The sequence below is a fragment of the Rhodococcus sp. MurmanLake-1 genome (assembly GCF_056945715.1).
In genome coordinates, this window is sequence record NZ_JBWZNF010000003.1 from 271591 (window position 1) to 293500 (window position 21910).

20 protein-coding genes are annotated in these 21910 nt (G+C 62.5%); 6 read left to right on the plus strand and 14 right to left on the minus strand.

Going from position 1 to position 21910, the window contains the following annotated elements; genetic code table 11:
- Positions 1 to 27 precede the first annotated feature (27 nt).
- Entirely contained in the window at positions 28 to 612 is a 585-nt protein-coding gene (locus AC2ETI_RS11195) for a class I SAM-dependent methyltransferase (protein ID WP_060938453.1), read from the minus strand.
- A gap of 161 nt (positions 613 to 773) precedes the next feature.
- Between AC2ETI_RS11195 and AC2ETI_RS11200 the strand changes: the two genes are divergently transcribed.
- The 3 genes from AC2ETI_RS11200 (at position 774) to AC2ETI_RS11210 (ending at position 3809) form a co-directional block, all read left to right on the plus strand.
- On the plus strand, positions 774 to 2921 hold the full coding sequence (locus AC2ETI_RS11200) for an MMPL family transporter (protein WP_081098326.1): 2148 nt from the start codon (positions 774 to 776) through the stop codon (positions 2919 to 2921).
- 117 nt (positions 2922 to 3038) lie between these two features.
- A complete protein-coding gene (locus AC2ETI_RS11205) occupies positions 3039 to 3449 on the plus strand; it encodes a DUF302 domain-containing protein (protein ID WP_020968512.1) in 411 nt (136 codons plus the stop codon).
- Positions 3450 to 3539: 90 nt separating this feature from the next.
- A complete protein-coding gene (locus AC2ETI_RS11210; RefSeq protein ID WP_007734349.1) occupies positions 3540 to 3809 on the plus strand; it encodes a metal-sensitive transcriptional regulator in 270 nt (89 codons plus the stop codon).
- Positions 3810 to 3868: 59 nt separating this feature from the next.
- Here AC2ETI_RS11210 and AC2ETI_RS11215 read toward each other — a convergent pair whose 3' ends face one another.
- Complete coding sequence (locus tag AC2ETI_RS11215) at positions 3869 to 4672, minus strand: alpha/beta fold hydrolase (protein ID WP_020906324.1); 804 nt, start codon at positions 4670 to 4672, stop codon at positions 3869 to 3871.
- A 110-nt stretch (positions 4673 to 4782) separates the two neighbouring features.
- On the opposite strand from AC2ETI_RS11215, the gene AC2ETI_RS11220 reads away from it, so the two are divergent.
- Positions 4783 to 5718: a methionyl-tRNA formyltransferase gene (locus tag AC2ETI_RS11220; RefSeq protein WP_483633910.1), complete on the plus strand. Its 936-nt coding sequence runs from the start codon at positions 4783 to 4785 to the stop codon at positions 5716 to 5718.
- Between the two features lie 44 nt (positions 5719 to 5762).
- Here the strand turns inward: AC2ETI_RS11220 and AC2ETI_RS11225 are convergent, their stop codons facing one another.
- A complete protein-coding gene (locus AC2ETI_RS11225; RefSeq protein WP_483634005.1) occupies positions 5763 to 7535 on the minus strand; it encodes an ABC transporter ATP-binding protein in 1773 nt (590 codons plus the stop codon).
- Between the two features lie 23 nt (positions 7536 to 7558).
- Entirely contained in the window at positions 7559 to 9313 is a 1755-nt protein-coding gene (locus AC2ETI_RS11230; RefSeq protein ID WP_483633911.1) for an ABC transporter ATP-binding protein, read from the minus strand.
- 156 nt (positions 9314 to 9469) lie between these two features.
- Here AC2ETI_RS11230 and AC2ETI_RS11235 point away from each other — a divergent pair, with 156 nt between their 5' ends.
- Entirely contained in the window at positions 9470 to 9643 is a 174-nt protein-coding gene (locus AC2ETI_RS11235; protein ID WP_483633912.1) for a hypothetical protein, read from the plus strand.
- Positions 9644 to 9746: 103 nt separating this feature from the next.
- Positions 9747 to 11210 carry an alpha,alpha-trehalose-phosphate synthase (UDP-forming) gene (locus AC2ETI_RS11240; protein WP_020906320.1) on the plus strand — a complete coding sequence of 488 codons (1464 nt, stop codon included), beginning with the start codon at positions 9747 to 9749 and terminating at the stop codon, positions 11208 to 11210.
- A 118-nt stretch (positions 11211 to 11328) separates the two neighbouring features.
- Here the strand turns inward: AC2ETI_RS11240 and AC2ETI_RS11245 are convergent, their stop codons facing one another.
- The 10 genes from AC2ETI_RS11245 to AC2ETI_RS11290 all read right to left on the minus strand — a co-directional run bounded on the left by AC2ETI_RS11245 (position 11329) and on the right by AC2ETI_RS11290 (position 21551).
- Complete coding sequence (locus AC2ETI_RS11245) at positions 11329 to 11862, minus strand: twin-arginine translocation pathway signal (protein WP_019747004.1); 534 nt, start codon at positions 11860 to 11862, stop codon at positions 11329 to 11331.
- Positions 11859 to 12662, minus strand: a complete 804-nt coding sequence (locus AC2ETI_RS11250; protein WP_483633913.1) for a hypothetical protein — start codon at positions 12660 to 12662, stop codon at positions 11859 to 11861. The genes AC2ETI_RS11245 and AC2ETI_RS11250 overlap by 4 nt, the downstream gene beginning before the upstream one ends.
- The gene (locus tag AC2ETI_RS11255; protein ID WP_020906318.1) at positions 12662 to 14056 is read right to left on the minus strand and encodes an MCE family protein; all 1395 of its coding nucleotides are present in this window, start codon (positions 14054 to 14056) and stop codon (positions 12662 to 12664) included. The genes AC2ETI_RS11250 and AC2ETI_RS11255 overlap by 1 nt, the downstream gene beginning before the upstream one ends.
- Positions 14053 to 15300 (minus strand): MCE family protein, encoded by a 1248-nt coding sequence (locus AC2ETI_RS11260; protein WP_020968506.1) that lies wholly within the window; start codon positions 15298 to 15300, stop codon positions 14053 to 14055. Before AC2ETI_RS11260 ends, AC2ETI_RS11255 begins: the two co-directional genes overlap by 4 nt.
- Positions 15300 to 16604, minus strand: a complete 1305-nt coding sequence (locus tag AC2ETI_RS11265) for an MCE family protein (protein WP_483633914.1) — start codon at positions 16602 to 16604, stop codon at positions 15300 to 15302. Before AC2ETI_RS11265 ends, AC2ETI_RS11260 begins: the two co-directional genes overlap by 1 nt.
- A complete protein-coding gene (locus AC2ETI_RS11270; protein WP_021332433.1) occupies positions 16601 to 17659 on the minus strand; it encodes an MCE family protein in 1059 nt (352 codons plus the stop codon). The genes AC2ETI_RS11265 and AC2ETI_RS11270 overlap by 4 nt, the downstream gene beginning before the upstream one ends.
- Complete coding sequence (locus AC2ETI_RS11275; protein WP_019746999.1) at positions 17656 to 18675, minus strand: MCE family protein; 1020 nt, start codon at positions 18673 to 18675, stop codon at positions 17656 to 17658. The genes AC2ETI_RS11270 and AC2ETI_RS11275 overlap by 4 nt, the downstream gene beginning before the upstream one ends.
- Positions 18675 to 19859 carry an MCE family protein gene (locus AC2ETI_RS11280; RefSeq protein WP_003945815.1) on the minus strand — a complete coding sequence of 395 codons (1185 nt, stop codon included), beginning with the start codon at positions 19857 to 19859 and terminating at the stop codon, positions 18675 to 18677. Before AC2ETI_RS11280 ends, AC2ETI_RS11275 begins: the two co-directional genes overlap by 1 nt.
- Before the next feature lie 11 nt (positions 19860 to 19870).
- Positions 19871 to 20722 carry an MlaE family ABC transporter permease gene (locus AC2ETI_RS11285; RefSeq protein ID WP_003945759.1) on the minus strand — a complete coding sequence of 284 codons (852 nt, stop codon included), beginning with the start codon at positions 20720 to 20722 and terminating at the stop codon, positions 19871 to 19873.
- Positions 20723 to 20786: 64 nt separating this feature from the next.
- Positions 20787 to 21551, minus strand: a complete 765-nt coding sequence (locus tag AC2ETI_RS11290) for an MlaE family ABC transporter permease (protein ID WP_003945687.1) — start codon at positions 21549 to 21551, stop codon at positions 20787 to 20789.
- Positions 21552 to 21910 lie beyond the last annotated feature (359 nt).

Below are 21910 nucleotides of genomic sequence, written 5' to 3' on the forward strand. Positions count from 1 at the left end.
GAACGTGAAGGTGCGCTCCCGCCCTGGTCAGACCTGTTCCCACGGACCGAATTCGAGCAAAACGTCGATTGCCGTCTTACCGTCCTGCGGCCGGACGACATGTTCGAGGGCGTAGACCCTCGATCCCTCCGCGGCGCGAGCGAGATCGGAAATACCGGGCAGAATGGTCGGTTCGGGTGGTCCGCCCACACCACGGTGGAAGTTCTCGATCGAATGCCCCAAATAGAGGACGCGCCCGCCTGGCGTCAGCCACTCCCCGACGCGTTTGAGCGTGTCGGCCAACTCGTCGACCTCGAGGTGAAGAAAGCTGACCAACACCAGGTCAACTACCCCTTCCGGTTGCCACGTGGTCGCGTCGCCGACCTGCCAGTCGACAGCCTTGTCCAAGTCACTCGCCCGTGCCAGATCGATCGCCACCGACGAGTAGTCGACGGCAGTCACCGACCACCCTTGCCCGGCCATCCACCGCGCGTGACGGCCGTCGCCGCAGGCCAGATCGATCGCAGTGCCCGGCTGCAGGTCGGCAATTCGTGTTGCGACGGTTCCCGCCGGGTCGATTCCCCACGGCTCCGTCACCGCTCGGTATCGCTCGTCCCAGTCGTGTGCGTCCATGATCACTGCTCCTCGTGGTTCGTTTCACCGCGGTTCGTTCCACTGTCTCCGATCAGACGGTGCAACGAGCAGCATAGAGAACCCTCAAACGTGACAGATACATACCCCTGGGGGTATACAGGTGACGGTCAGGAATACCCCCACCCGTATCAGGAGCGAAGATGTCAGCGACCAGAACAGTCACCGCGGACCCACCCGCCCAATCCGACGGCATACTCGCGCGCCTCGGTCGATCGATGGGGGCGCACACCCGCCTCGTCATCGGCGTCTGGTTGATCGCGTTGGTCGCACTCGGCGCCGCAGCACCCAGCGTCTTCACCTCCCTGGCCGGCGCAGGTTGGCAGGCAAACGGATCCGAATCAGTGCAGGTTCGCGAGTTGGCCGAGCAGCATTTCGGTGGAAACTCCTCCGCTGCAGTGCAGGTGGTCGTTCACTCGGATTCTGTGCCCATCACCGATCCGTCGATGCAGCAAACGCTGGCGGCGGCAACGGAAATCTTTTTCGCGGACCCTCGTTTCGGCGAAGTGGTCGCCCCGCAGACCGGCATGACCATCAGCCCGGACGGACATACCGGCATCATGATCGCGGGCGCCAACGCAAGTACCGACGAGATGGTCAGTGCGGTAGACGAACTCGGCAAGGAACTCACTGCATTGTCCACGGACACCATCGAGGTGTACCCCACCGGCGCGTCGGCTTTGTGGAGCGATTTCAACAAGGCCAATCACGAAGCGATGATCAAGGCCGAAATGATGTCGTGGCCCGTCACTCTCGCGATCATGGTGTTGGCCTTCGGCTCCCTGGTTGCCGCAGGACTCCCACTGCTTCTGACACTCGCAGGTCTGGTCGCCTCGGCGGGCGGGCTTGTGATCCTCAACGAGATCACGCCGATTTCCGTGTGGGCCATGAACTTCGCGATGATGTTCGCTCTCGCACTCGGCATCGACTACGCACTCTTCCTCGTCGCCAGGTTCCGGGAAGCACTGCGAACCGATCCGGATCCGCGGGCCGCCGTGGCTCAAACGATGGACACCGCCGGCAAAGCTGTTGTCCTCTCCGGCCTCACAGTTCTGGTCAGTTTGTCTGCGGTGCTCATCGTTCCAGCCCCAGCCGTACGCACGATGGCTGTCGGAATCATGCTCGCTGTGATCTTCGTTCTCGCCGCAACACTCACCCTGCTACCTGCCGTGCTCGGCCGGATCGGCGCCAAGGTCAACGGCGGTTCACTACCGTATGCAAAGCGCCAGCAGCACCGCTCCCCGATGTTCGCAGCTTGGGCATCACTGCTGCACAAGCACCCGTGGCCTTTCGGCATCGGCGCCGTGATCGTCCTTATCGCCCTCGTCGTTCCGGTCTTCGGACTGAAGGTTGCAATGCCCTCCATCGCCGTGGTTCCCGAGGACGCCCCGGTTCGACAGGGATACGAATTGGTGCAGCAGCAGTTCGGTGACGGGGCACCCGGAATGCTGCAGATCGTCACGTCCGCCGACGATGCAGCCGACACCTCGCGTCTTGCCATGAGCGTGGATGGCGTCGCAATGATCACCCCGACGCAACAAGCGGCCGACGGATCCGATCTGGTTATGCTGCAAGCAGTTCCCACCGTCGACCCGTCAGATCCTGCGATGGAAACCATCCTTGCCGACCTTCGGTCGCAACTGCCGGAATCGGCGCTCGTCGGCGGCGCTCCGGCTGAAAATCTCGACCTTCAGAAGGCGCTCGACGACTACCTTCCCTTCGTGGTGGTCGTGATTCTGACGCTCGGATTCCTGTTGCTGCTGATCGCCCTCCAGGCACCTTTGATCGCCTTGATCGGCACGCTGGTCAGCCTGCTGTCCACTGGGGCCGCATTCGGAATCGCGAAGTTGATTTTCCAGGACGGCCACGGAGCAGGCCTGCTCGGCTTCGATCCCCAGGGGTTTCTCAACGGGTGGGGTCCGGTCTTCTTCTTCGCCATGATCTTTGCCATCGCGATGGACTACACCGTGTTCCTGCTCTCGAGCGCCAAGGAGCACTACGAACGCACAGGTGACCCCGAGACCGCACACATCGACGGCCTCGCACATTCGGGTCGGGTCATTGCGGCGGCAGCAGCAGTGATGGTTGCGGTCTTCTTCACTTTTGCGCTCGCAGATCCCTTGCCACCCAAGGAAATGGGCATCATTCTCGGTGTAGCTGTCCTCCTGGACGCGGTGCTCGTCCGCTTGGTGCTGCTGCCCGTTCTCCTGCGCCTCAGCGGCCGGGCAGCCTGGTGGGCGCCGGCATGGTTACGACGCGTCCTGCCGAACATCAGCTTCTCGCATGGCTGACCGTGTACCCGACATCACTGTCTTCTTGATACCCCCAGGGGTATGATGGAGACAAGAGAAATCGAAGCCAACGACACCGAAGCCAACGACATCGCAGCCGACGACAAGGAGCGGGCAATGACAACACCCACAGAACCGATAGCGATCGCAACCAAGGTCACCGGAACTTTCGACGACGTCGTCACCCGAACTCGTGCTGCTCTCGCCGAGCAGGGCTTCGGCATCCTGACCGAGATCGACATGCAGGCAACACTCAAGGCGAAGCTGGACGAGGACATGGAAAAGTACCTGATCCTGGGTGCCTGTAACCCGCCGTTGGCCCATCGGGCAGTTTCGGTGGATCGTCAGATCGGCCTCCTGCTGCCGTGCAACGTTGTCGTCCGCGAAGATACGACTACCGAGAATTCGTTCTTCGTCGAAGCGATGAATCCCGCTCTCATGGTTCAGGTTTCCGGCGAACCAGGCCTGGAGTCCGTGGCGGCCGACGCCGCCGTCAAGTTGCGGGCAGCCGTCGACTCGTTGATCTGACACCGCAGCCGGATCAAACACTGGATCAAGCAGTGACATGCCCCCAGGGGTACCCTCGGTCGCAGCACGAACACTCGAGAAGGGGCCACCATGACCGGCGACGAAGAGAGCATTGCGCTCGTACTGAACAGACTGCGGCGTGCTCACGGCCAACTTGCCGGGGTCATCTCGATGATCGAGAACGGCCGCGACTGCAAGGACGTCGTGACGCAGCTCGCAGCCGTGTCGAAGGCGCTGGACCGAGCAGGGTTCAAGATCGTCGCTTCCGGGCTGCGTGAATGCCTGAGCGGTGACAGCGCGGAAGGTCAGGAACCGATGACCGAGGCCGAACTCGAGAAGCTGTTCCTGGCACTGGCCTGAAATATGAGAAGGGCCTGACCTGCAGTCAGCAGGTCAGGCCCTTTCTCGCATGCGGAAAACTACTTCGCCAGGAAGTCGATCAGCACCTTGTTCACGGCCTCCGGACGCTCGAGGTACCCGTAGTGTCCGGCGTCGGGAATCTCTTCGAACGATGCCGTCGCGATGCAGTCCGCCACCTCGCGGGAGAGGTAGGGCGGGATCATGCGGTCGTCGGCGAAAGCGACGGACAGGCACGGGCGCATGATCGACTTGTACGCACCCCGTCGATCGAAGGCGCGGTCCATACCGAGCTGTGCGCGAACACCCGGTGACGTTGCGCCGCCGGTGAACTCGAAGATATCCATCCAGTCGCGCGCGGAGTGATCGTCTGCCAGCGTGGCCGGCGAAAGGTTCATCACCGCGGTCACTGCGGCACGGTATTTGGCCGGCAGAGCGACGCCACTGTCGAACAACTGGCGCTCACCCTCGGTCAGGACCTGCTGGAAATGATCCATCCGGGCGTGGCCGGCGAGGAACACTGCTTTGCGAACCAGATCGGGCCTGGCGAGCGTCAGTTCCTGCGCCACCCGGGCGCCCATCGAGGTTCCGATGACATGGGCGGGGCCGCCACCGAGGTGCTCGATCAGTCCGGCGGTGTCCGCAACCATGTCGGGCATCGTGATGCCGCCGAGGCTCTCGCCGGACGGTGCGATTCCGCGGTTGTCGAAGGTGCAGACTCGGTAGCCGGCGGCCACCAGCGCCGGGGTCTGGTGCAGATCCCAGACGCGGCCGGGGCTGCCGGTCCCCATGATGAGCACCACCAGATCTCCATCACCCTTGACCTGGTAATTGATGGGGATTCCGTTGATTGTGGCGACCGTCATGTCAGCCTTCCTCCTCGTACGTGTGATCAACAATTTTGGTTGGATAGCCTAAGCTGATGGGCGGTCGTGTGACCGCAACCCCAGCCCATGCTCGTCCAGGAGGACCCCCGTTGAGAGTCGCTACGCTCGGATACCAAACCTGGGGCCACCGTACCCTGCAGGCCTTGATCGACTCCGACCACGAGGTCGTGCTGGCAATCACACACCCGAAGAGTGAGCACGTCTACGAACAGATGTGGGCGGACTCGGTTGCAGATCTGGCGGCCGAGAACGGTGTACCCGTTCACGTGGCGAACAAGCCTGACGACGCCTTCAAAGCCGCGCTGGCCGAAGCAGCTCCCGACATCATCGTCGCCAACAACTGGCGTACCTGGCTGCCTGCGGAGGTCTTCGACGCACCCAAGTACGGCACCCTCAACATCCACGATTCGCTGCTGCCCAAGTACACGGGATTCTCCCCGCTCATCTGGGCTCTGATCAACGGCGAAGAAGAAGTCGGCCTCACGGCGCACCTGATGGACGAGGAACTCGATGCGGGCGACATCGTGCTGCAGCGATCGACAACGGTCGGCCCGACCGACACCGTCACCGATCTGTTCCACCGCACGATCGACATGATCGGCCCCATCACACTCGACGCCCTGGATCTGATCGCGTCCGGGCGGACCGACTGGACGCCGCAGGACCGATCGCAGGCCACGTTCTTCCACAAGCGTGCACCACAGGACAGCCACGTCGACTGGTCCTGGCCGGCGGAGGTCATCGAGCGTTTCGTCCGGGCACAGTCCGATCCGTACCCCAACGCTTTCGCGGAGTTCAAGGGCCAGCGCATCCGCATCCTGAAGGCGTCCGTCTCACGCGGGCACTACGGAGGAACCCCCGGCCGAGTGTTCATTCAAGAAGATGACGGCATGGTGATCGTCGCGGGCCCCGACGCATGGTCGGGCAAGAACAAGGGACTGCGGATCGAGCGCGTCCGACTCGACGACGGCAGCGAGTACACCGCCGCCCAGTTCTTCCCCCACGGCGGCGGGTACCTCACCTGATCGTCTGATCAGACCCCCTCAGTACAAACCCCAGTACAAACCCCTCAGTCGCGACCTTCCCAGGCCGCCCACAGTTGTGCGTAACGCCCGCCCGCGGACACCAGTTCGCGGTGCGGGCCTTCTTCTACGATCTGTCCGTGTTCGAGCACGATCACTCGGTCGGCGCCCGCGGCCTGTGTAAGCCGGTGTGCAACAACCAGAGTGGTGCGGCCCTCCGTAGCGGCTTCGGCAGTCGCTTCCAGTTCCCGTGCTCCGGCGCTGCCCGCCTCCGCTGTTGCTTCGTCCAGTACCGCGACGGCCGGGTCGGCCAATACCAGTCGCGCCAAAGCCAACTGCTGCGCCTGTGCCGCCGTCATCTCGTGCCCGCCTTCGCCCACGACGGTCAGCATTCCCTCGTCGAGAGCCTCCACCCACTCGTACGCGCCGACCGTCCGCAGTGCCGCGGCTACGTCCTCGTCCGAGGATTCGGGAGCGGCCAATCTCAGATCCTCGATCAAGGGTCCGGCAAAGACATGGACCTCCTGACTCACGATCGCGATGTGGCGTCGTAGGTCGTCGAGGTCGGCAAGCGGGACACCACCGATCGACACCCGCCCCGACGTCGGGGTGATCGAACCGGCAGCGATCGCCGCAAGCGTCGTTTTTCCGGCTCCGGTCGAACCGACGAGCGCCACGCGCTCCCCCGCTCGCAAGGTGAGAGTCACTCCGTGGAGAACCTCATGGCCACCGTCGTAGCTGTGCCGAATGTCGTCCAGACGCAGCGAACCGTCGGCCGGAACGGAACCTGCATCCGTCGAAGGCTCCGTTTCCTCGATCTCGACGACGCCGACCAGTCGCGCGAGGCTGGCGCCGGCCGACTGCACTTCGTCGAATGTGTAAAGCAGCGAGCCGATCGGGTTGAACAGGCGATGGAACAGCAGAGCAGCAGTCGTCGTCTGGCCGACTGTCACGACGTCCTCACGGACCAGCAGGAATCCGACGACGAGAATCATGGACAAGCCCACGAATTCGGCGCGGTTACCGCGACCGGCGAACCTCGTGAACAGGCCGAACACGCCGACGGCCAGATCACGCGCTTTTGCCGACGACGCATCTATCTGACCGAGGTGTTCCTTCTCGAGGCTGTACGCGCGGACCGTCTTGGCACCCTGGAGGCTGCTGATGAGCGCTTGTGAACGAGCGCCCATCGCTACCCGCTCGGCAGCGTAAATGGGAGCCGATCGCGGCAGGTACCACTTGAGCGCCAGCGCGTACATCGGCAGCGCGACCATTCCGGCGAGGCCGAGGCGCCAGTCGAGTCCCAGCATGGTCACCATGCTCAGAGCCACGAGCAGAACTGCTGCGATCATGCCGGGAACCACGTCGGACACGGCCTTGGCGATCACCGACACGTCGTCGCCGACTCGTGAGAGCAGATCGCCCTTACCGACCTTCTCGACGGTCTGGATCGGCAGGCGCAGTGCCCGGTCCACGGTTCGCTCGCGCAGGTCCGCCAGAATCGTCTCGCCGAGTCGCTTGATCAGATAGGCGGCCACACCGGTGAACACACCGCCCACGATTGCGGCGGCGGCGATGATCACGACCACCCCGACGATCGTCGACGTGGGCGCGTTGTCCCGGACCCGGTCGACCAGGACACCGAATACGTAAATCGGCACCAAGGCCATCGCCGACGCCGAAGCCGCGACGATCAGGACCAACAGGCTCTGCATCCGGTGTTCGGCCAGCGCTGCCCGCAACCACTTCCAGGTCTGTCGACCACCCGCGATCGGCAACAGCTCGCGCTCGGTCACCTTCGCGTTCTCCCCGGCCGGCATATCGGTTGTCATGTCCGTGGCCGTCACCGCAGCACCGCTCCTCGGTAGTTCGCGTCGCCGCGAGAGAGTTCGGAATGTGTGCCGATCGAGGCAATCACTCCGTCGTTCAAGACGATCACTCGATCCGTCACAGCCAACAAAGCGGGGCTGCTGGTGATCAATACCGTCGTGTGGATGCCACCGGCACCCTCGTGCCGCAGTTCTGCGATTCCTTCGGCGATAGACGCCTCGGTCACCGCGTCCACTGCCGTAGTCGGATCGTGCAGGACCATCACGGGTGCCTGTGCCACCAAGGCGCGCGCGAGGGCGACGCGTTGTCGCTGACCTCCCGACAAACTGGCGCCTCTATCGGTCACTTCGAGGTCGAGACCGTCCGGATGTGCGTCGACGACATCCGCCGCTGCCGACGCCGCCAGAGCGCTCTGGATGTCGAGAGCAGCGCCGTCACCGGCGCCCGCAGTGACGTTCGAGGCGAGGGACCCGGAGAACAGATCGGTGATGTGCGGCTCCACCAACACCGTCCGACGCGCCAATCGCAAGTCCATGTCGGACAGGCTGATTCCGCCAACCCTCACCACTCCGCGATACGCGTCCTGCGCCAGCTGACCGGACAGGACCGCGACAAGAGCGTCGGCGTCCTGCGGCTGGTAAGCCACGACGCCCAGCAGTTCTCCGGCAGGCAGGTGCAGGTCGATGCCCTTGAGCGACTTGTACTCGACGCCGTCGAGGGTCAGGTCGGTGCCTTCGAGTTCGGTCTGCGACCCCGCGCCCCGCAGTGGCTCTGCGTCCAAGACCAATGCGAGTCGATCCGACGACGCCCGCGCCACCGCGAAGTATCCGGGAATGGACGCAAGCAATCCGAGCGGTTCGATGATGAACTGCGCAAGCCCCACCACGGTGATCAGTTCACCGACCGTGATCCGGCCCTGCAAAGCGAAGTATCCGGCGAAGCCCGCAACACCGACTGCGAGCAACGCACTGACGGTCGCAGCAACGCCGGTGTAGATACCGGTCGCCTTGGCCGTGCCGATCGTCGACGCAAGCGCCTGACGGCTGACTGTGCGATAGCGAGCCGACGCGGTCTTCTCACCACCGATACCGCGCAGTGGACGCAATCCGCTGACCAGATCCGTAGCCATCGCCGACGCCCGCGCGATCGACGCCTGCTGACCGGTGGCCCTCGACGTGATGAGCGGCGCCGCCAATTGCAGCAGACCGAGAATGACCGGCGTTCCGATCAGAACGGCCAATCCCAGCCAGAGGTCGATCCACACCAACGCCACGGCCGACGCGACCGCAGCCGTCAGGGCCGCAGCCGCGCGCGGGACGATGTCCGCGATCCACGAAGTCTGCTCGGCGTCCGATGTCGAAACAGTCAGCAGTTCACCTGAACGCAGATCGGTTCGCACCCCACGCGGATCGAGGACGCGGTGCGCCACCTCGAGCCGGAGGCGGTGAGCCTCCTGCTGCATCGCGGTGACGATGAAGCGTGCACCGAAGCGCCACGCGGCCGTCAGAACGAGAAACAGAGCCGCGAGACCGACGATGGAGACGATCAGGGCCGTGGTGTCCGAAGTCTCCACGGCACGGTCGATGATCACACCGATGGAGATCGGCACCGCCGTCTCGGTCAGTTGGTGCAGACAGACCAGAACCGTGCCGATAGCGAGCGGGCGACGGTTGCGGACGAGGACGCGTCGCAAAATCGCAGCACCACTGTGATTGCCACTATCGGGCTCGTCCGAGTCGACGGTCACACTCGAGGGGGTCGAACTCATGGAACTCCAAGCATCGATGGAAGCGATAAAGTTGAGTACAGAGATAAGTAAGTCGACCCTAATACATGAGCAACTAGCGTCGACACGCCCAGTTCTCATAGAGTCGCGAGTAAGAAACATTGCTTGCGCCGTGCAGGCAAGCACGAGAGGAACATGATGGCTGAGAACACGACCGCCGAAACCGAGATCGCGGACGAGGAAATCGAGACCGTCGCCGAGGAAACAGCGCGCATGGCGCAGCACGTTGTCGCTGCATACGCGGAGGATGCCGACGAGTGCAGGATGCTGCTCTCGATGCTCGGTATCTCTCCCGCCGCCAAGCTCGACTGAATCTTTCCCTCACCGACCGAGAAGGAACCACGTGCCTGTCAGTCCGGATTCGAACAGTTCAACCCTTTCTGACAGCGCACTTGCTTCTTCGACCGGTGACACCGTGTCCGGGCAGGCTGAGTTCGTCGTCGTAGCGAACCGCCTGCCCGTCGACTTGGAACGGCTTCCCGACGGCACCACCCGCTGGAAGCGGAGCCCCGGTGGACTGGTCACCGCTCTCGAGCCGATCCTGCGCAGCAATCAGGGCGCGTGGGTGGGCTGGGCGGGCGTGCCCGACGCCGATCTCGACCCCATCGTCGAAGACGGACTCGAGCTCTACCCCGTGCCGCTGAGCGCCGAGGAGATCAACGAGTACTACGAGGGGTTCTCCAACGCCACCCTCTGGCCGCTCTATCACGACGTCATCGTCAAACCCGAGTACCACCGCGAATGGTGGAACGCCTACGTCGAGGTGAATCGGCGGTTCGCCGAAGCCACTTCCAAGGCAGCGGCTCAGGGCGCAACCGTCTGGATCCAGGACTACCAGCTGCAGTTGGTACCGAAGATGCTGCGGATGCTGCGCCCCGACCTCACCATCGGATTCTTCCTGCACATTCCGTTTCCCCCGGTCGAGCTGTTCATGCAGATGCCGTGGCGCACCGAGATCGTCGAAGGCCTCCTCGGCGCCGACCTCATCGGCTTCCACCTTCCGGGTGGCGCACAGAACTTCCTCTATCTGGCCAGACGCCTTGCCGGACAGCAGACTTCACGCGGAACCGTCGGCGTCCGCTCCAAACTCGGTGTGGTGCAAGTAGGTTTCCGTAGCGTCCGCGTCGGTGCATTCCCCATCTCCATCGACTCCGGCAAGCTCGACGAACTCTCGCGCACCAAGGCAATTCGAGACCGCGCCAAGCAGATTCGCAAAGAACTCGGAAACCCGAAGCACATCATGCTGGGCGTCGACCGCCTCGACTACACCAAGGGCATCGACGTCAGGCTCGCCGCACTCCACGAACTTCTCATGGAGAAGCGCATCGATCCCGCCGACACGGTCATGGTGCAGTTGGCGACCCCGAGCCGCGAACGCGTCGAAAGCTACGTACAGATGCGCGGAGACATCGAGCAGAAGGTCTCCCGGATCAACGGCGAGTTCAGCGAAGTCGGTCGCCCCGTCGTCCACTACATCCATCGGCCGATCCCCCGCGACGAACTGGTCGCGTTCTTCGTCGCTGCCGACCTCATGCTGGTCACACCGCTGCGTGACGGTATGAACCTGGTCGCCAAGGAGTACGTCGCCTGCCGCAGTGATCTGGGCGGCGCATTGCTGCTCAGCGAATTCACCGGCGCTGCAGCAGAACTCCGCCAGGCTTTCCTGTGCAATCCCCACGACCTCGACGACGTCAAGGATTCGATGGAGAAGGCCCTCAATCAACCGCGAGAGGACGGCCGACGCCACATGCGTGCGCTACGTCGTCAGGTCCTGACCCACGACGTCGACCGCTGGGCACGCTCGTTCCTCGACGCGCTCGCGCACGGCGGTGCCGCAGGTCCGGCGCTGATCGCCCCGGCCGAGGCACAAGACCACTGAGGACAGTGCACAAAAGGCTGGGGCCGCGGAGAGTGAATCTCCGCGGCCCCAGCCTGTTTCAGGTGATCGACCCCAGCCTGTTTCAGGTGATCGACCCCAGCCTGTTTCAGGTGATCGATCAGAAGGGTTGGACGTTGTTCACGAGCCAACGCCCGTCCTGCTTCTCCAGACTCATCTTGACGCGACTACCACTGGCGACGGCTTCGGGTGATTCCGAAGACGTGGTGATCTGATTGAGGAACAGCATCGTCGTCGCGCTGTCCGCCTCCGCGTCGAGAACCGCGGCGCCCTGGACGACTACCTGAACGGTCAGCGACTTTTCCTTGGCTCCCGGAATGATCACCGATTCGATCAGGTTGGTGAACGTGCCCTGGAAATCGCCCGTCAAACCGTCTGTGGCCGCGTGCAACTGCTGGTCGACGTTGTTGTAGTCGTACTGGAACATCGCAACCGCCTGATCGGAAGAGGCCTGTGCCACTTCGTCTCTGGTCTGATCGATCGCCGCAATGTCACGCGTTCCACCCGGACCGAAGTAGAGATAGGCCGACACTGCCGCCAACGCGATGGCCACTGCACTGATGACGCACAGAACGATGGCGAGCGGTGAGACGCGCTTGGGCTTGGACGTCTCGGGGATTACTTCTGGGGTCATGGCACAAACTCCACATTCGAGGCAAGCAACTGCCCGTCGACGTCGCACATGGTGATTCGGAGTCGGTAGTTGCGTTCAGCGGGCGCTTCGTCGCCGTTCTTCTGCATCGCACGCACGGCGACCAATGAAGTCCCGCAATCGCCGTCGGACTTCTCGAACCCGGCTTCGAGTACCTCGCCGTCGGTCTGAACTCCGGCCTGCCCGAGGACGTTGACAAACGAATCCTTGCGTCCGTCGAACTGCGACTTGAACTCGTCGGTGGTGCCGGCGAGGAACTTGTCGAGGTCGGCAGCCGCTGTATCCGCGTGCAGTGTCGTCAGATTCAGTGCGGTGGTCCGGGCACCGGCCACGTAGCGGGCTCGGTCCTCGTCGGCATTGGACGCCTTGTTCCGGTCGACGAGAAGAAACACCGTCAAGGCCGCAAGAGCAACAGCGATCACCGAAGCAACGGCGATCCCGACTACCAACCCGGCCTTGGGCTTCGAACGAACAGGGGTGTCCACAGCAGTTTCTGCGGGGGTTTCGGCGGTGCCAGTCGGCTCAGCCTTGGTCGCGACCTGATCGCCGCTGACGACCTTCTCAGGTGGAGTATCGGGCTTGCCCAAAGCAACTGGCGCCGCCACCTTCTGCTCGGCCGCCGTCTGCTCAGCCGACTTCTGCTCAGCCGACTTCTGTTCGGCCGACTTCTTTTCGGTGGGCACTACTACCGCGGCAGCGTCTGCATCCGCACCCGTGGGTCCGGCGCTGCGGGACGCGCGACGGCGCACCCGCTGCCCGGCCTGTGGATCTTCGTCTGTCATCAACCCTGCTGACCCTTCATGAACTGTTCGAGACTGACGTCGCCGCCACCGAGGTTCGGTTGCGAGTACGTCCTTCCGTCCGGCCCGATGTACGTGCCTGTAATCGGATCGTACCGACGAGCCGAGACCGAAGGCGTCGACGTGTACGAGCTCGGGGTCGCGGTAATCGGTTCCGGAGGCCCGGATTGCGGGTTCGTGCCCATCGGTACGTAGCCGGAACGGCACTGTTCGACCGTCGGCGCACGACGTCCCGGATACTCCTCGCAGGGAAGGTTTCTCGCGCCGCGCACGGCGATCGGCGAATCCTGGGCAACCTGGCAGAAGAGATCCGACGGCGTCTCGATCGGTGATTCGTCCTTCGGACTGCGCCACTGCTCTGCGGGCAGGAATCCTGTAGTGCACGGCGGCGGGTCGTTGACCTCCATGTGGAAGTCCACCAGTGCACCATCCGCAGCCGGGCCGGAGCCTGCCACCGTGACCAGCGCTGCGGCCAGCGGCGGGTAGATGACCAGAATCTGCTCGATCGCGTTGTTGTAGATCACGCCGACCTGTCCGACGGACACGAGGTTCGCCAGAAGAATCGGCAATGTCGGCTGCATGTCTTGCAGAAGAGCATTCGCCTCCGCCGCTGCGGCCGGACCCTTCTGGATGACGGCACGCAGATCAGGGTCGCTGGCTCGGAGCTGGTCGGTGAACGTCACCAGATTGCTTGTCCAGGAACGGATGGCGTCGCTGCTGACCACCTGAGTGTCCAGGAGTGGACCGGCCTGCTCGATCAGCGTCTTGGTCGCGTCGGAGTTGTTGTTCGCCTCCTCGACGAACAGCCGAGCCGAGTCGATCAGCTTCTGCAGATCCGGGCCGGCACCGTTGAACGCCTTGAAGGATTCGTCGATGACGGTCTTGAGCTTGGTGTCGGAAATGCTCTGCAGCAACAGATCTGCCTGATCGAGCATCGCGCCGACATCCTGCGGAATGCTGGTTCGGTCTTCGGGAATCACCGATCCGTTTTCCAGATGCCCGTCGACCACGATCGCTCCGGAGCTGTCGGTGTGCGGAATCAGGTCGACGAACTGCTCGCCGATCGCCGACACACTCTTGACCGCAGCATCGACGTCCGACGGAACCTTGACGCCACTCTCGAGAGACAGTCGCGCATTCACACCCGTCTCCGAGAGCTCCACCGCGTTCACGACACCGATGGTCTGACCGCGGTAGGTGACGTTCGAGTTCTTGTACAGCCCACCGGTGGCGGGCAATTCGACAGTGACGTCGTAACGGCCGATACCGACCATCGCCGGAACACGCACGTACTGAGTCGCCATCACGATCAAACCGACGACCGTCAAGACGGCGAAGATGATGAGCTGGATACGGACGAACTTTGTGAGCATCATGGTGCCGGTGCCCCCTGAGGAAGTCCTGGAATGTTGATCGGCGGAAGTCCCGGAATCTGAATGGTATTCGGATCCGCTGCCGGGGCCTGCGCAGCGGGAGCCTGTCCGGCGGGAGCCTGGGCCGGCGGTGCGGCAGGCTTGAGCGGATCGCTCAACGGGTTGCCTGTCTGTCCGGCGAGCCCGGCCTGCTTACCCAACACACCTTCCGGGCCGGAGAGTGTTCCGGCCAACGGAGTTCCGGTGAGGAAGTTCGCGTCGAGTCGGGGCAGCGAGATGTCGATGGTCATCGCCAGGTTGGCGTAGTCACCGCGGATGACGTTGTCGATTCCGTTCTGTGGGAACGGGAACGTCAAGAGGACTCCGAGAACTTGAGTGAGAGCGTTACCCGAATCCGCCAAGGCCTTCAGAGTCGGCGAAAGAGCCCGAACATTGGTCGCGAAATCGTCGCCGCTCTCCTGGATGACACGGCTCGCCACCTCGCTGAGACCACCGAGGGAGGTCAACGCGTTGGTGATGTCCTGACGCTGAGCGACAAGAACCTCGAGTGCCGGCGGAATACCTTCGAGCGCTTTGTTCAAGGTGTCGTGCTGTGCCTGGACGGTCGAGGACAGTCGATCGAGTCCTTCCATCGCCGAAACGATGTCGCCTCGTTGCTTGTCCAGACTTCCGACCAGCTGATCGAGCTGAGGCAGGAGGTCTCGAACGGAATCTTCACGCCCACCGAGAGCGGCGTTGAGTTCCTTCGTGATGTCCTGAACCTGAGCGAGACCGCCGCCGTTGAGAACAACCGACAGAGACGACAGCGTCTGTTCCGTCGTCGGGTAAGCGCCCGCCCGCTCGATGGGAATCAAGTCACCGGCTTCGAGTCGGCCCTCGGGCTCTTCTCCAACCGGCGGCGCCAACTCGATGTGCTGAGAGCCGAGCAAGCTGGTCTGGCCGATTTTTGCCGTCGCGTTGGCAGGCAACTGAACCTCGGGATTCAGCGACACCGTCACCAGAGCGTGCCAGCCCTGAACCTCGATGTTCGAAACGCTTCCCACTGCAACGTCATCCACCCGGACGGGCGAATTCTGCGACAGCGTAGTCACGTTCGGCATCTCGATCTGGACCTCGTATGCGCCTTCGCCCCGGCCCTGAGTTCCTGGCATCGGCACAGAGTTGAGACCGTTCCATTCACAACCGCTGGCGCCGAGTGCCACTGCCGTGGCCAACACGGCAACCGTGGTCTTGCGAGCTACCCGCATCAGTTCCCTCCGCCCATGTTGAAGAGTTCGGCGAGATCCTTGGGAACACTCGTCATGGGAGCACCTGACATCGGTCCTGCGACGGTTTCCGGCTGATTCTGACTTGCCGCTTCCAATCCCGGTTCGGTGTAGACGATCTGATCCGGGAAAGCCTGCACGCCCGCGACCGGGTTGAACAGGAATCCGGGGTAGTTGCCGATCATCGTGCTGAGCACCGGCCCGAGGTATTGCTTACACAGGTCGGCACTGTTCTGGGAGTTACCACTGTCGATGCCTTCGATGGAACCACAGATCCACTGGATCGGATTCTTGAAGTTACTCAGTGCGATTGCGCCGGTCATGCTGCCCTGAGCCGGTTTGTAGATCTGATAGAAGTTGGCAAGCGACGTCGGTCCGGAGTGCAGAACCTGCTCGATCTCCGGGCGCTTGTCCGTCAGTACCTGGGTGGCATCGGCCAGACGCGCGACCGATTCGCTCAGTCCCTCGCTGTTGTCCTTGACGAACCGCTGAACGTCGCCCACCGCCAGGTCGAGATCGCTGAGGGCGGTACCCAACTCGTCGGAGCTGCTTGCGAGAACGCTTGTCACCGAAGCGAGGTGACCGCTGAACTGCACGATCTGCTCGTTGCTCGAGGACAACGCAGTGACAAACGCCTGCAGGTTCCGAATGGTGGAGAACAAATCGGTCCGGCCTTCGGACAGCGTGTGCATCGTGGCCGAGAGTTCGCGCAACGTCGACCGAATGGACTCACCGTTACCGTCGAGGTTCGTTCCCACGGTGTCGATGAATCGGCCGAGGGAACCCTGATCGTCCAGACCCTCCGGTCCGAGTGCGTCAGACAGTTTGGTCAGTTCGGTCTTGATCTCGTCCCACTCCACCGGAACGGCGGTGCGCTCGATCGGGATCTCGCCGCCATTGGGCATCTGTTCCCCGCCGGAGTACACGGGGGTCAATTGCACGAAGCGTGCGGACACGAGGCTTTGAGCAACGATGAGCGCCTTGGCATCTGCCGGAACGTCGACGCTCGAGTCGATCTTCATCTCGACGTACGTGTCCCGATCACGCGGTTCGATCTTCGTCACCTTGCCGACGTTGACACCGAGCACTCGCACGACGTCGCCCTCGTAGAGACCTGTCGTCGAGACGAAGTGCGCGGAGATCTTGGTCTTGCCCAGGCCAGGGATGAAGAGGTAGGCCGCACCCGCCACGAGCAGCGCGACCAGCACACCCGCTCCGATCAGCACCCACTTCTTGCGTGGGTTGGTGGAGCCCTGTGAATCCTGTGAAGTCATGGACTCGGTCATTCTCCCGGCCCCCTGATCGTCGGTGGAATGCCGGGGAAGAAGTCTTCCAGGTCGCCCGGAACCTGCTCGGGCGCGACGCTGGTGTCCACCAAAGTCTTCCACCAGTTACTCGGCAGAATGTTGATGATGAAGGCATCGAAGAACGGGCCGCTGGCCACGGTCTCGCCGAGCGCGGTGATGTACGGTCCGAGGCCGTCGAGCGCCCCGGCGATGTTGTCCTTGTTCTGCTGAAGAACCTCGGCGACCGAATTCAGCTTCTCGAGGGTCGGCCCCATCTGAGCCTCGTTCTCCTGCACAAGCGCTGACAGTTGACGTGAGACTGCGCCGGTGTTGACGATCAGTTCGCTGATCGCGTCACGCCGCAAGCTCAGTTCGGCAAACAGCTTGTTGCCGTCAACCAGCAACGAATCGATCTGACCGCTTCTGTCGGAGAGGATCTTGGTGACATCTTCGGCCCGCGAGAGCAATTGGAGCAGGCTCTCGTCGCGTGAGTTGATGCTCTGCGAAAGCCGCGTCATTCCGTCCAACGCGGTGCGCAGTTCGGGCGGAGTATCGGCCAGCGTGTCCGAGATAGCGTTGAGCGAATCGTTGATCTGGTCCGTGTCGAGTTCGGACACCGTGGTACCGAGGTCGCCGAGCGCGTCGTTGAGCGAGTACGGGGAGTTGGTGCGCTCGATAGGAATCGGCGTGTCCGTGCGCAGCAGTCCGGATCCTTCCGGCCGCACCGCCAACGACTTTCGGCCGAGAACCGTGTTGGTCTTGATGTCGGCCGCGGTCTGCTCGCCCAGGGCGACGCCGTCCTGAACGGTGAAGGTGACCAGAACCTTCTGGTCGTCGAGCTCGACGTCGCTGACCTTGCCGACATTCACTCCGGCCATGGTCACATTGTCGCCGGCGACCAGGCCGCCGGCATCTTGGAAATACGCCGAGTAGCGAATGCCGCCGTTGATGAACTGGAGTTGATCGTATTGAAGCGTGGCACCCACGGTTGCCACCGCCAGGACGAGACCGATGACACCGATCTGTACCGGATTGCGTTCACGGGTAGGGGTCATGAGACTTTTGCGCACCTTCCCGTGTCCTGGACTGCCGTGGGCAAGATGATCGTCGTTCCGTCAGGTCCGGAGAACTTGAAAGTGTTGGCGCACAGATAGAACTGGAAGAACGCTCCGTACGTGCCCACTCGGATCAGCTTCCGGTAGTCGGACGGCAGACGACCGAGCGCGGTATTGATGTCGTCCTTGCCCAGGTCCAGCTGCGTCATCGTTCGGTTGGTCTCCCCGATCAGGGTCTGGATGTCCGGACGTGTCGCCTGCAGCAGCGATGCGAGATCTCCGGTCGCGCCGGCGATCTCGGTGATCGAATTACCGATCGGGCCACTGTCCTTCGCCAATCCACTGACCAACTGCTGGAGCTGATCGATCGTGGTGGAGAACTGATCACCCTTGTCGTTGATCGTGCCGAGTACGTCGTTGAGGTTGGTGATGACGTCCCCGATCAGCTGATCTCGGTCCGCCAACGTGCTGGTGAACGAACTGGTGTTTCCCAGAAGCGAAACCAATGTTCCACCCTGACCTTGGAGTACCTGGAGCAGGGCCCCGGAGAGGTCGTTGACCTGCTGGGGGTCGAGAGAGCGAAGCAGCGGCTTGAATCCGCCGAGCAGCAGATCCAGATCGAGCGCGGGCGACGTCTGGTCGACTGGAATCGATCCACCTGACGAAAGCGTCTCGGTGGAACCAGCGCCCTCGAGCAGTTCCATGTAGCGGTCGCCCACCAGGTTCTCGTAGCGCACAGTCGCTTTGGTGCTCTTCATCAGTGAGTACTTGGTATCGACGTCGAACTCGACCTCGGCCTGGTTGGAGTCACCGATGGACACTCCGGTGACCGACCCGACCGGAACACCGGCGATACGTACCTTGTCGCCGGACTTGAGTCCCGAGACGTCCGAGAACGTGGCGTGAAATCCGTTGCTGCTGCTGAAGCGCACCTGACTGAAGACGATCGCCAGTCCGGCGAAGATGACCGCCATGACGACGGTGAAAATCAGCAGCTTGACCGTGGTCGGTCTCATCACTTCCCGTCTTCCTGCTCGTAGGAGTCACCGAAGAGATACTGGAAAATGGTCGGCACGGTGACGCGCAGTTCGGTGTTGGGAACGAAAGGCACGTTGCCGGTGTTGGTGACTGCGAACGGGGCATGCCCGTCGACCTTCGGATCGAATTCGGGCAGACCATAACAATTGGGTCCACCGGAGGCCGCGACCTTGGGGAGAGATTGCGGGTTCTGGTACGCCTCGGCGCCGTACATGAAGCTCGCACTCAGCATCAGTGCAGCCTTGTCCCCGGTGCCTGCCAGTGGCTCGAACTTGATCCGGCCGTCGTTCAACCCGACGATGAAGCACGTCAGACCCGACGAGTACTTGTCGAGCAGGGTCGTCGTCGCGGTCAGAGTGTCGAGGGCGGTGGTCAGGTTCTGCTCGTTGTCGGTCAACAACGCGTTGCCGGTGTCCGCGAGGCCGGTGACGTTCAGCAACAGCAGGTCGAGGTTTGCCTGCTCCGCCACGATCGATCCGCTTGTCGCGGTGGCGTTGTCGAGGATGCGCATCAGATCCGGTGCCACGTCGGCGTACAGGTTGGTGACATCGGCGGCGCCGACCAAGTCTTCCTGGAGCTGCGGCAGAACCGGATTCATCTTCTTCAGATAGGTGTCACCGAGCTCGAGAACCTCACCCAGCGACTCGCCGCGCCCGTTGAGTGCAGTGGAGATCGCGCCGAGTGTGGCGTTGAGCTTTTCCGGTTCGATCTTCGCGAGTACGTCCGAAAGATGTTCGAAGACACTGTTGAACTCGACGGTGACGCTGTCCGAGGCGATGACAGCACCCTCCTGGATCGGCTGGGTCGACGGATCGTCGGGAATCACGATGTTGACGTACTTCGCACCGAACACCGTGGTGGTCTTGATTTCCACCCGGGCGTTCGACGGAATCTTCGACATCTGGCCCGGATCCATCGCCAACTTCAGGTTTGCCTGGTCGCCGACGAGGGAGATCGATTCGACGCGGCCGACCTGCACTCCGCGCAGCTTCACCTTGGCATTCGGTTCCATGACCAGGCCGGCACGCGTGGACGTCACGGTGATGGGCGTGCTCTTGGTGAACCCACCCGAGAACATGGTGAGAGCAACGGCGACGATCGCCACGAGTCCGAGGACCAGGCCGGCTGCGGCCAACTTCTTGTGCCATCTGGGTACGGTCATCGCTTGCCCGCCTATCCCGACAGGTTGAAGTTGCCGGACCCGCCGTAGATGGCGAGTGAGATGAGCAGGGTGACCGTGACGACCGCGATCAACGAGGCGCGCACTGCGTTACCCACCGCGACACCGACGCCGACCGGGCCACCGGTTGCGTTGAAGCCGTAGTAGGTGTGGATGAGCATGACGGCCAGCGCCATGACTATCGCCTGGGCGAACGACCACAGTATGTCCGTGGGTATCAGGAAGGTCGTGAAGTAGTGGTCGTACACGCCGCCGGACTGGTTGTAGAGGAACACCGTCGCAAAGCGGCTGGCGACGAACGACGCGATCACCGCCAGGGAGTACAGCGGGATGATCGCGATCATGCCGGCCATGACGCGGGTGCTGACCAGATACGGAATCGACGGGATCGCCATCGTCTCCAGGGCGTCGATCTCTTCGGAGACGCGCATCGCACCGAGCTGCGCGGTGGAGCCGGCGCCGATGGTCGCGGCGAGGCCGATTCCGGCGATGACCGGCGCTGCGATGCGAACGTTGATGAAGGCGGCGAAGAAGCCCGTCAGTGCTTCCACACCGATGTTGCCCAGCGAGCTGTAGCCCTGAACGGCGATGGTGCCACCGGTGAACAGCGTCAGGAATCCGACGATCACGACGGTGCCACCGATGACGGCGAGCGCACCGGTGCCCATGCTGATCTCGGCGATCAGTCGCAGAGTTTCACGCGGATAACGCATCAGCGCCTTGGGAGCGTGACCGAGAGCCTTCGCGAAGAACAGCGCTTGATCACCGATGCTGTCGATACTGCGAGAGATCGAGCCGATCTGTCGACGTGTGCGCGGGAAGCGCCCCGCTGCGGCCAACGCCATCAGATCTCCTCCCGTCCGTCGTTCGTCGTTCTGTCCACTTCGATCTCTCCGACTGCCGTGTGCCTCATCCGGCCGTCAACTTGATACCGATGGTCGTGATGAGCACGTTGACGACGAAGAGCGCCATGAACGCGAACACGACGGTCTGGTTGACCGCGTCACCGACGCTCTTGGCGCCGCCCTTGACGTTGAGTCCGAGGTAGGCCGCAACCAGGCCGGCGATCATGCCGAACAGTCCTGCTTTGACCATGGAGAGCATGAGCTCACCGAATCCGGTGAGCAGTGTGATGCCGTTGACGAAGGCGCCGGGATTCACGTCCTGGATGAACACGGAGAAGACGAAACCGCCGAGGATGCCGATGGTGCAGACCAGTCCGTTGAGGAGCAGCGCCACTCCCGTCGACGCGAGCACCCGGGGAACGACCAACCGGTGGATCGGATTGATACCGAGCACCTTCATGGCGTCGATCTCTTCGCGAATGGTTCTGGCCGAGAGGTCCGCGCAGATGGCGGTTGCGCCGGCGCCGGCGACGATCAGCACGGTGACGATGGGGCCGACCTGTGTGACGGTACCGAGCGCAGCGCCGGCACCACTGAGGTCGGCTGCACCGATCTCGCGCAAGAGAATGTTGATGGTGAAACTGACCAGCACCGTGAACGGGATTGCGACCAGCACCGTCGGCACCATCGAGACTCGCGCCACGAACCAGGCCTGATCAATGAACTCTTGACGCTGGAAGGGGCGGGAGAAGACTGCCCTCAAGGTTTGGGCGGACATCTGAAAGAAGCCACCGACCGCTCGTAATGGCACCTCGACGAGGTCTACCATTCGCCCTCCTCGTCCTTGGTTGCCGCAGTACTGTCTGTTCTCATAGTCCAGCCCCCGACAGCTTGTGACTCAGGTCATATTAACTAGAACGTGTTCACCTGTCAAAAACAAGTGTCCAACTCTAAGAAGTAGCCTCACGGCGACGATCCGAAACCCGAAGGTTCGGGCCATGGGAAGCATCCCTTTTCGGTACGAATTTCGCCGAAATATCCTGGAAATTAATACTTTTGAATGATCAGCGCTTATCGGCGCCGGATCGAGACCCTGCTACCGCGCCAGCCTTGACCGGGCACGTCGATCGAATATCGCATCGTTCACAGGAATGCAAAATTGGAACACAGTCTAGTTTTTTCGAGACC

Bases quoted from the DNA above. Each gene is read 5' to 3' on its own strand.
- AC2ETI_RS11195 (WP_060938453.1), bottom strand. From the start codon at position 612: ATGGACGCACACGACTGGGACGAGCGATACCGAGCGGTGACGGAGCCG.
- AC2ETI_RS11245 (WP_019747004.1), bottom strand. From the start codon at position 11,862: ATGACCCCAGAAGTAATCCCCGAGACGTCCAAGCCCAAGCGCGTCTCA.
- AC2ETI_RS11230 (WP_483633911.1), bottom strand. From the start codon at position 9,313: ATGAGTTCGACCCCCTCGAGTGTGACCGTCGACTCGGACGAGCCCGAT.
- AC2ETI_RS11210 (WP_007734349.1), top strand. From the start codon at position 3,540: ATGACCGGCGACGAAGAGAGCATTGCGCTCGTACTGAACAGACTGCGG.
- AC2ETI_RS11280 (WP_003945815.1), bottom strand. From the start codon at position 19,859: ATGACCGTACCCAGATGGCACAAGAAGTTGGCCGCAGCCGGCCTGGTC.
- AC2ETI_RS11205 (WP_020968512.1), top strand. From the start codon at position 3,039: ATGACAACACCCACAGAACCGATAGCGATCGCAACCAAGGTCACCGGA.
- AC2ETI_RS11235 (WP_483633912.1), top strand. From the start codon at position 9,470: ATGGCTGAGAACACGACCGCCGAAACCGAGATCGCGGACGAGGAAATC.
- AC2ETI_RS11290 (WP_003945687.1), bottom strand. From the start codon at position 21,551: ATGGTAGACCTCGTCGAGGTGCCATTACGAGCGGTCGGTGGCTTCTTT.
- AC2ETI_RS11255 (WP_020906318.1), bottom strand. From the start codon at position 14,056: ATGATGCTCACAAAGTTCGTCCGTATCCAGCTCATCATCTTCGCCGTC.
- AC2ETI_RS11250 (WP_483633913.1), bottom strand. From the start codon at position 12,662: ATGACAGACGAAGATCCACAGGCCGGGCAGCGGGTGCGCCGTCGCGCG.
- AC2ETI_RS11225 (WP_483634005.1), bottom strand. From the start codon at position 7,535: ATGCCGGCCGGGGAGAACGCGAAGGTGACCGAGCGCGAGCTGTTGCCG.
- AC2ETI_RS11270 (WP_021332433.1), bottom strand. From the start codon at position 17,659: ATGACCCCTACCCGTGAACGCAATCCGGTACAGATCGGTGTCATCGGT.
- AC2ETI_RS11260 (WP_020968506.1), bottom strand. From the start codon at position 15,300: ATGCGGGTAGCTCGCAAGACCACGGTTGCCGTGTTGGCCACGGCAGTG.
- AC2ETI_RS11265 (WP_483633914.1), bottom strand. From the start codon at position 16,604: ATGACCGAGTCCATGACTTCACAGGATTCACAGGGCTCCACCAACCCA.
- AC2ETI_RS11215 (WP_020906324.1), bottom strand. From the start codon at position 4,672: ATGACGGTCGCCACAATCAACGGAATCCCCATCAATTACCAGGTCAAG.
- AC2ETI_RS11200 (WP_081098326.1), top strand. From the start codon at position 774: ATGTCAGCGACCAGAACAGTCACCGCGGACCCACCCGCCCAATCCGAC.
- AC2ETI_RS11285 (WP_003945759.1), bottom strand. From the start codon at position 20,722: ATGGCGTTGGCCGCAGCGGGGCGCTTCCCGCGCACACGTCGACAGATC.
- AC2ETI_RS11275 (WP_019746999.1), bottom strand. From the start codon at position 18,675: ATGAGACCGACCACGGTCAAGCTGCTGATTTTCACCGTCGTCATGGCG.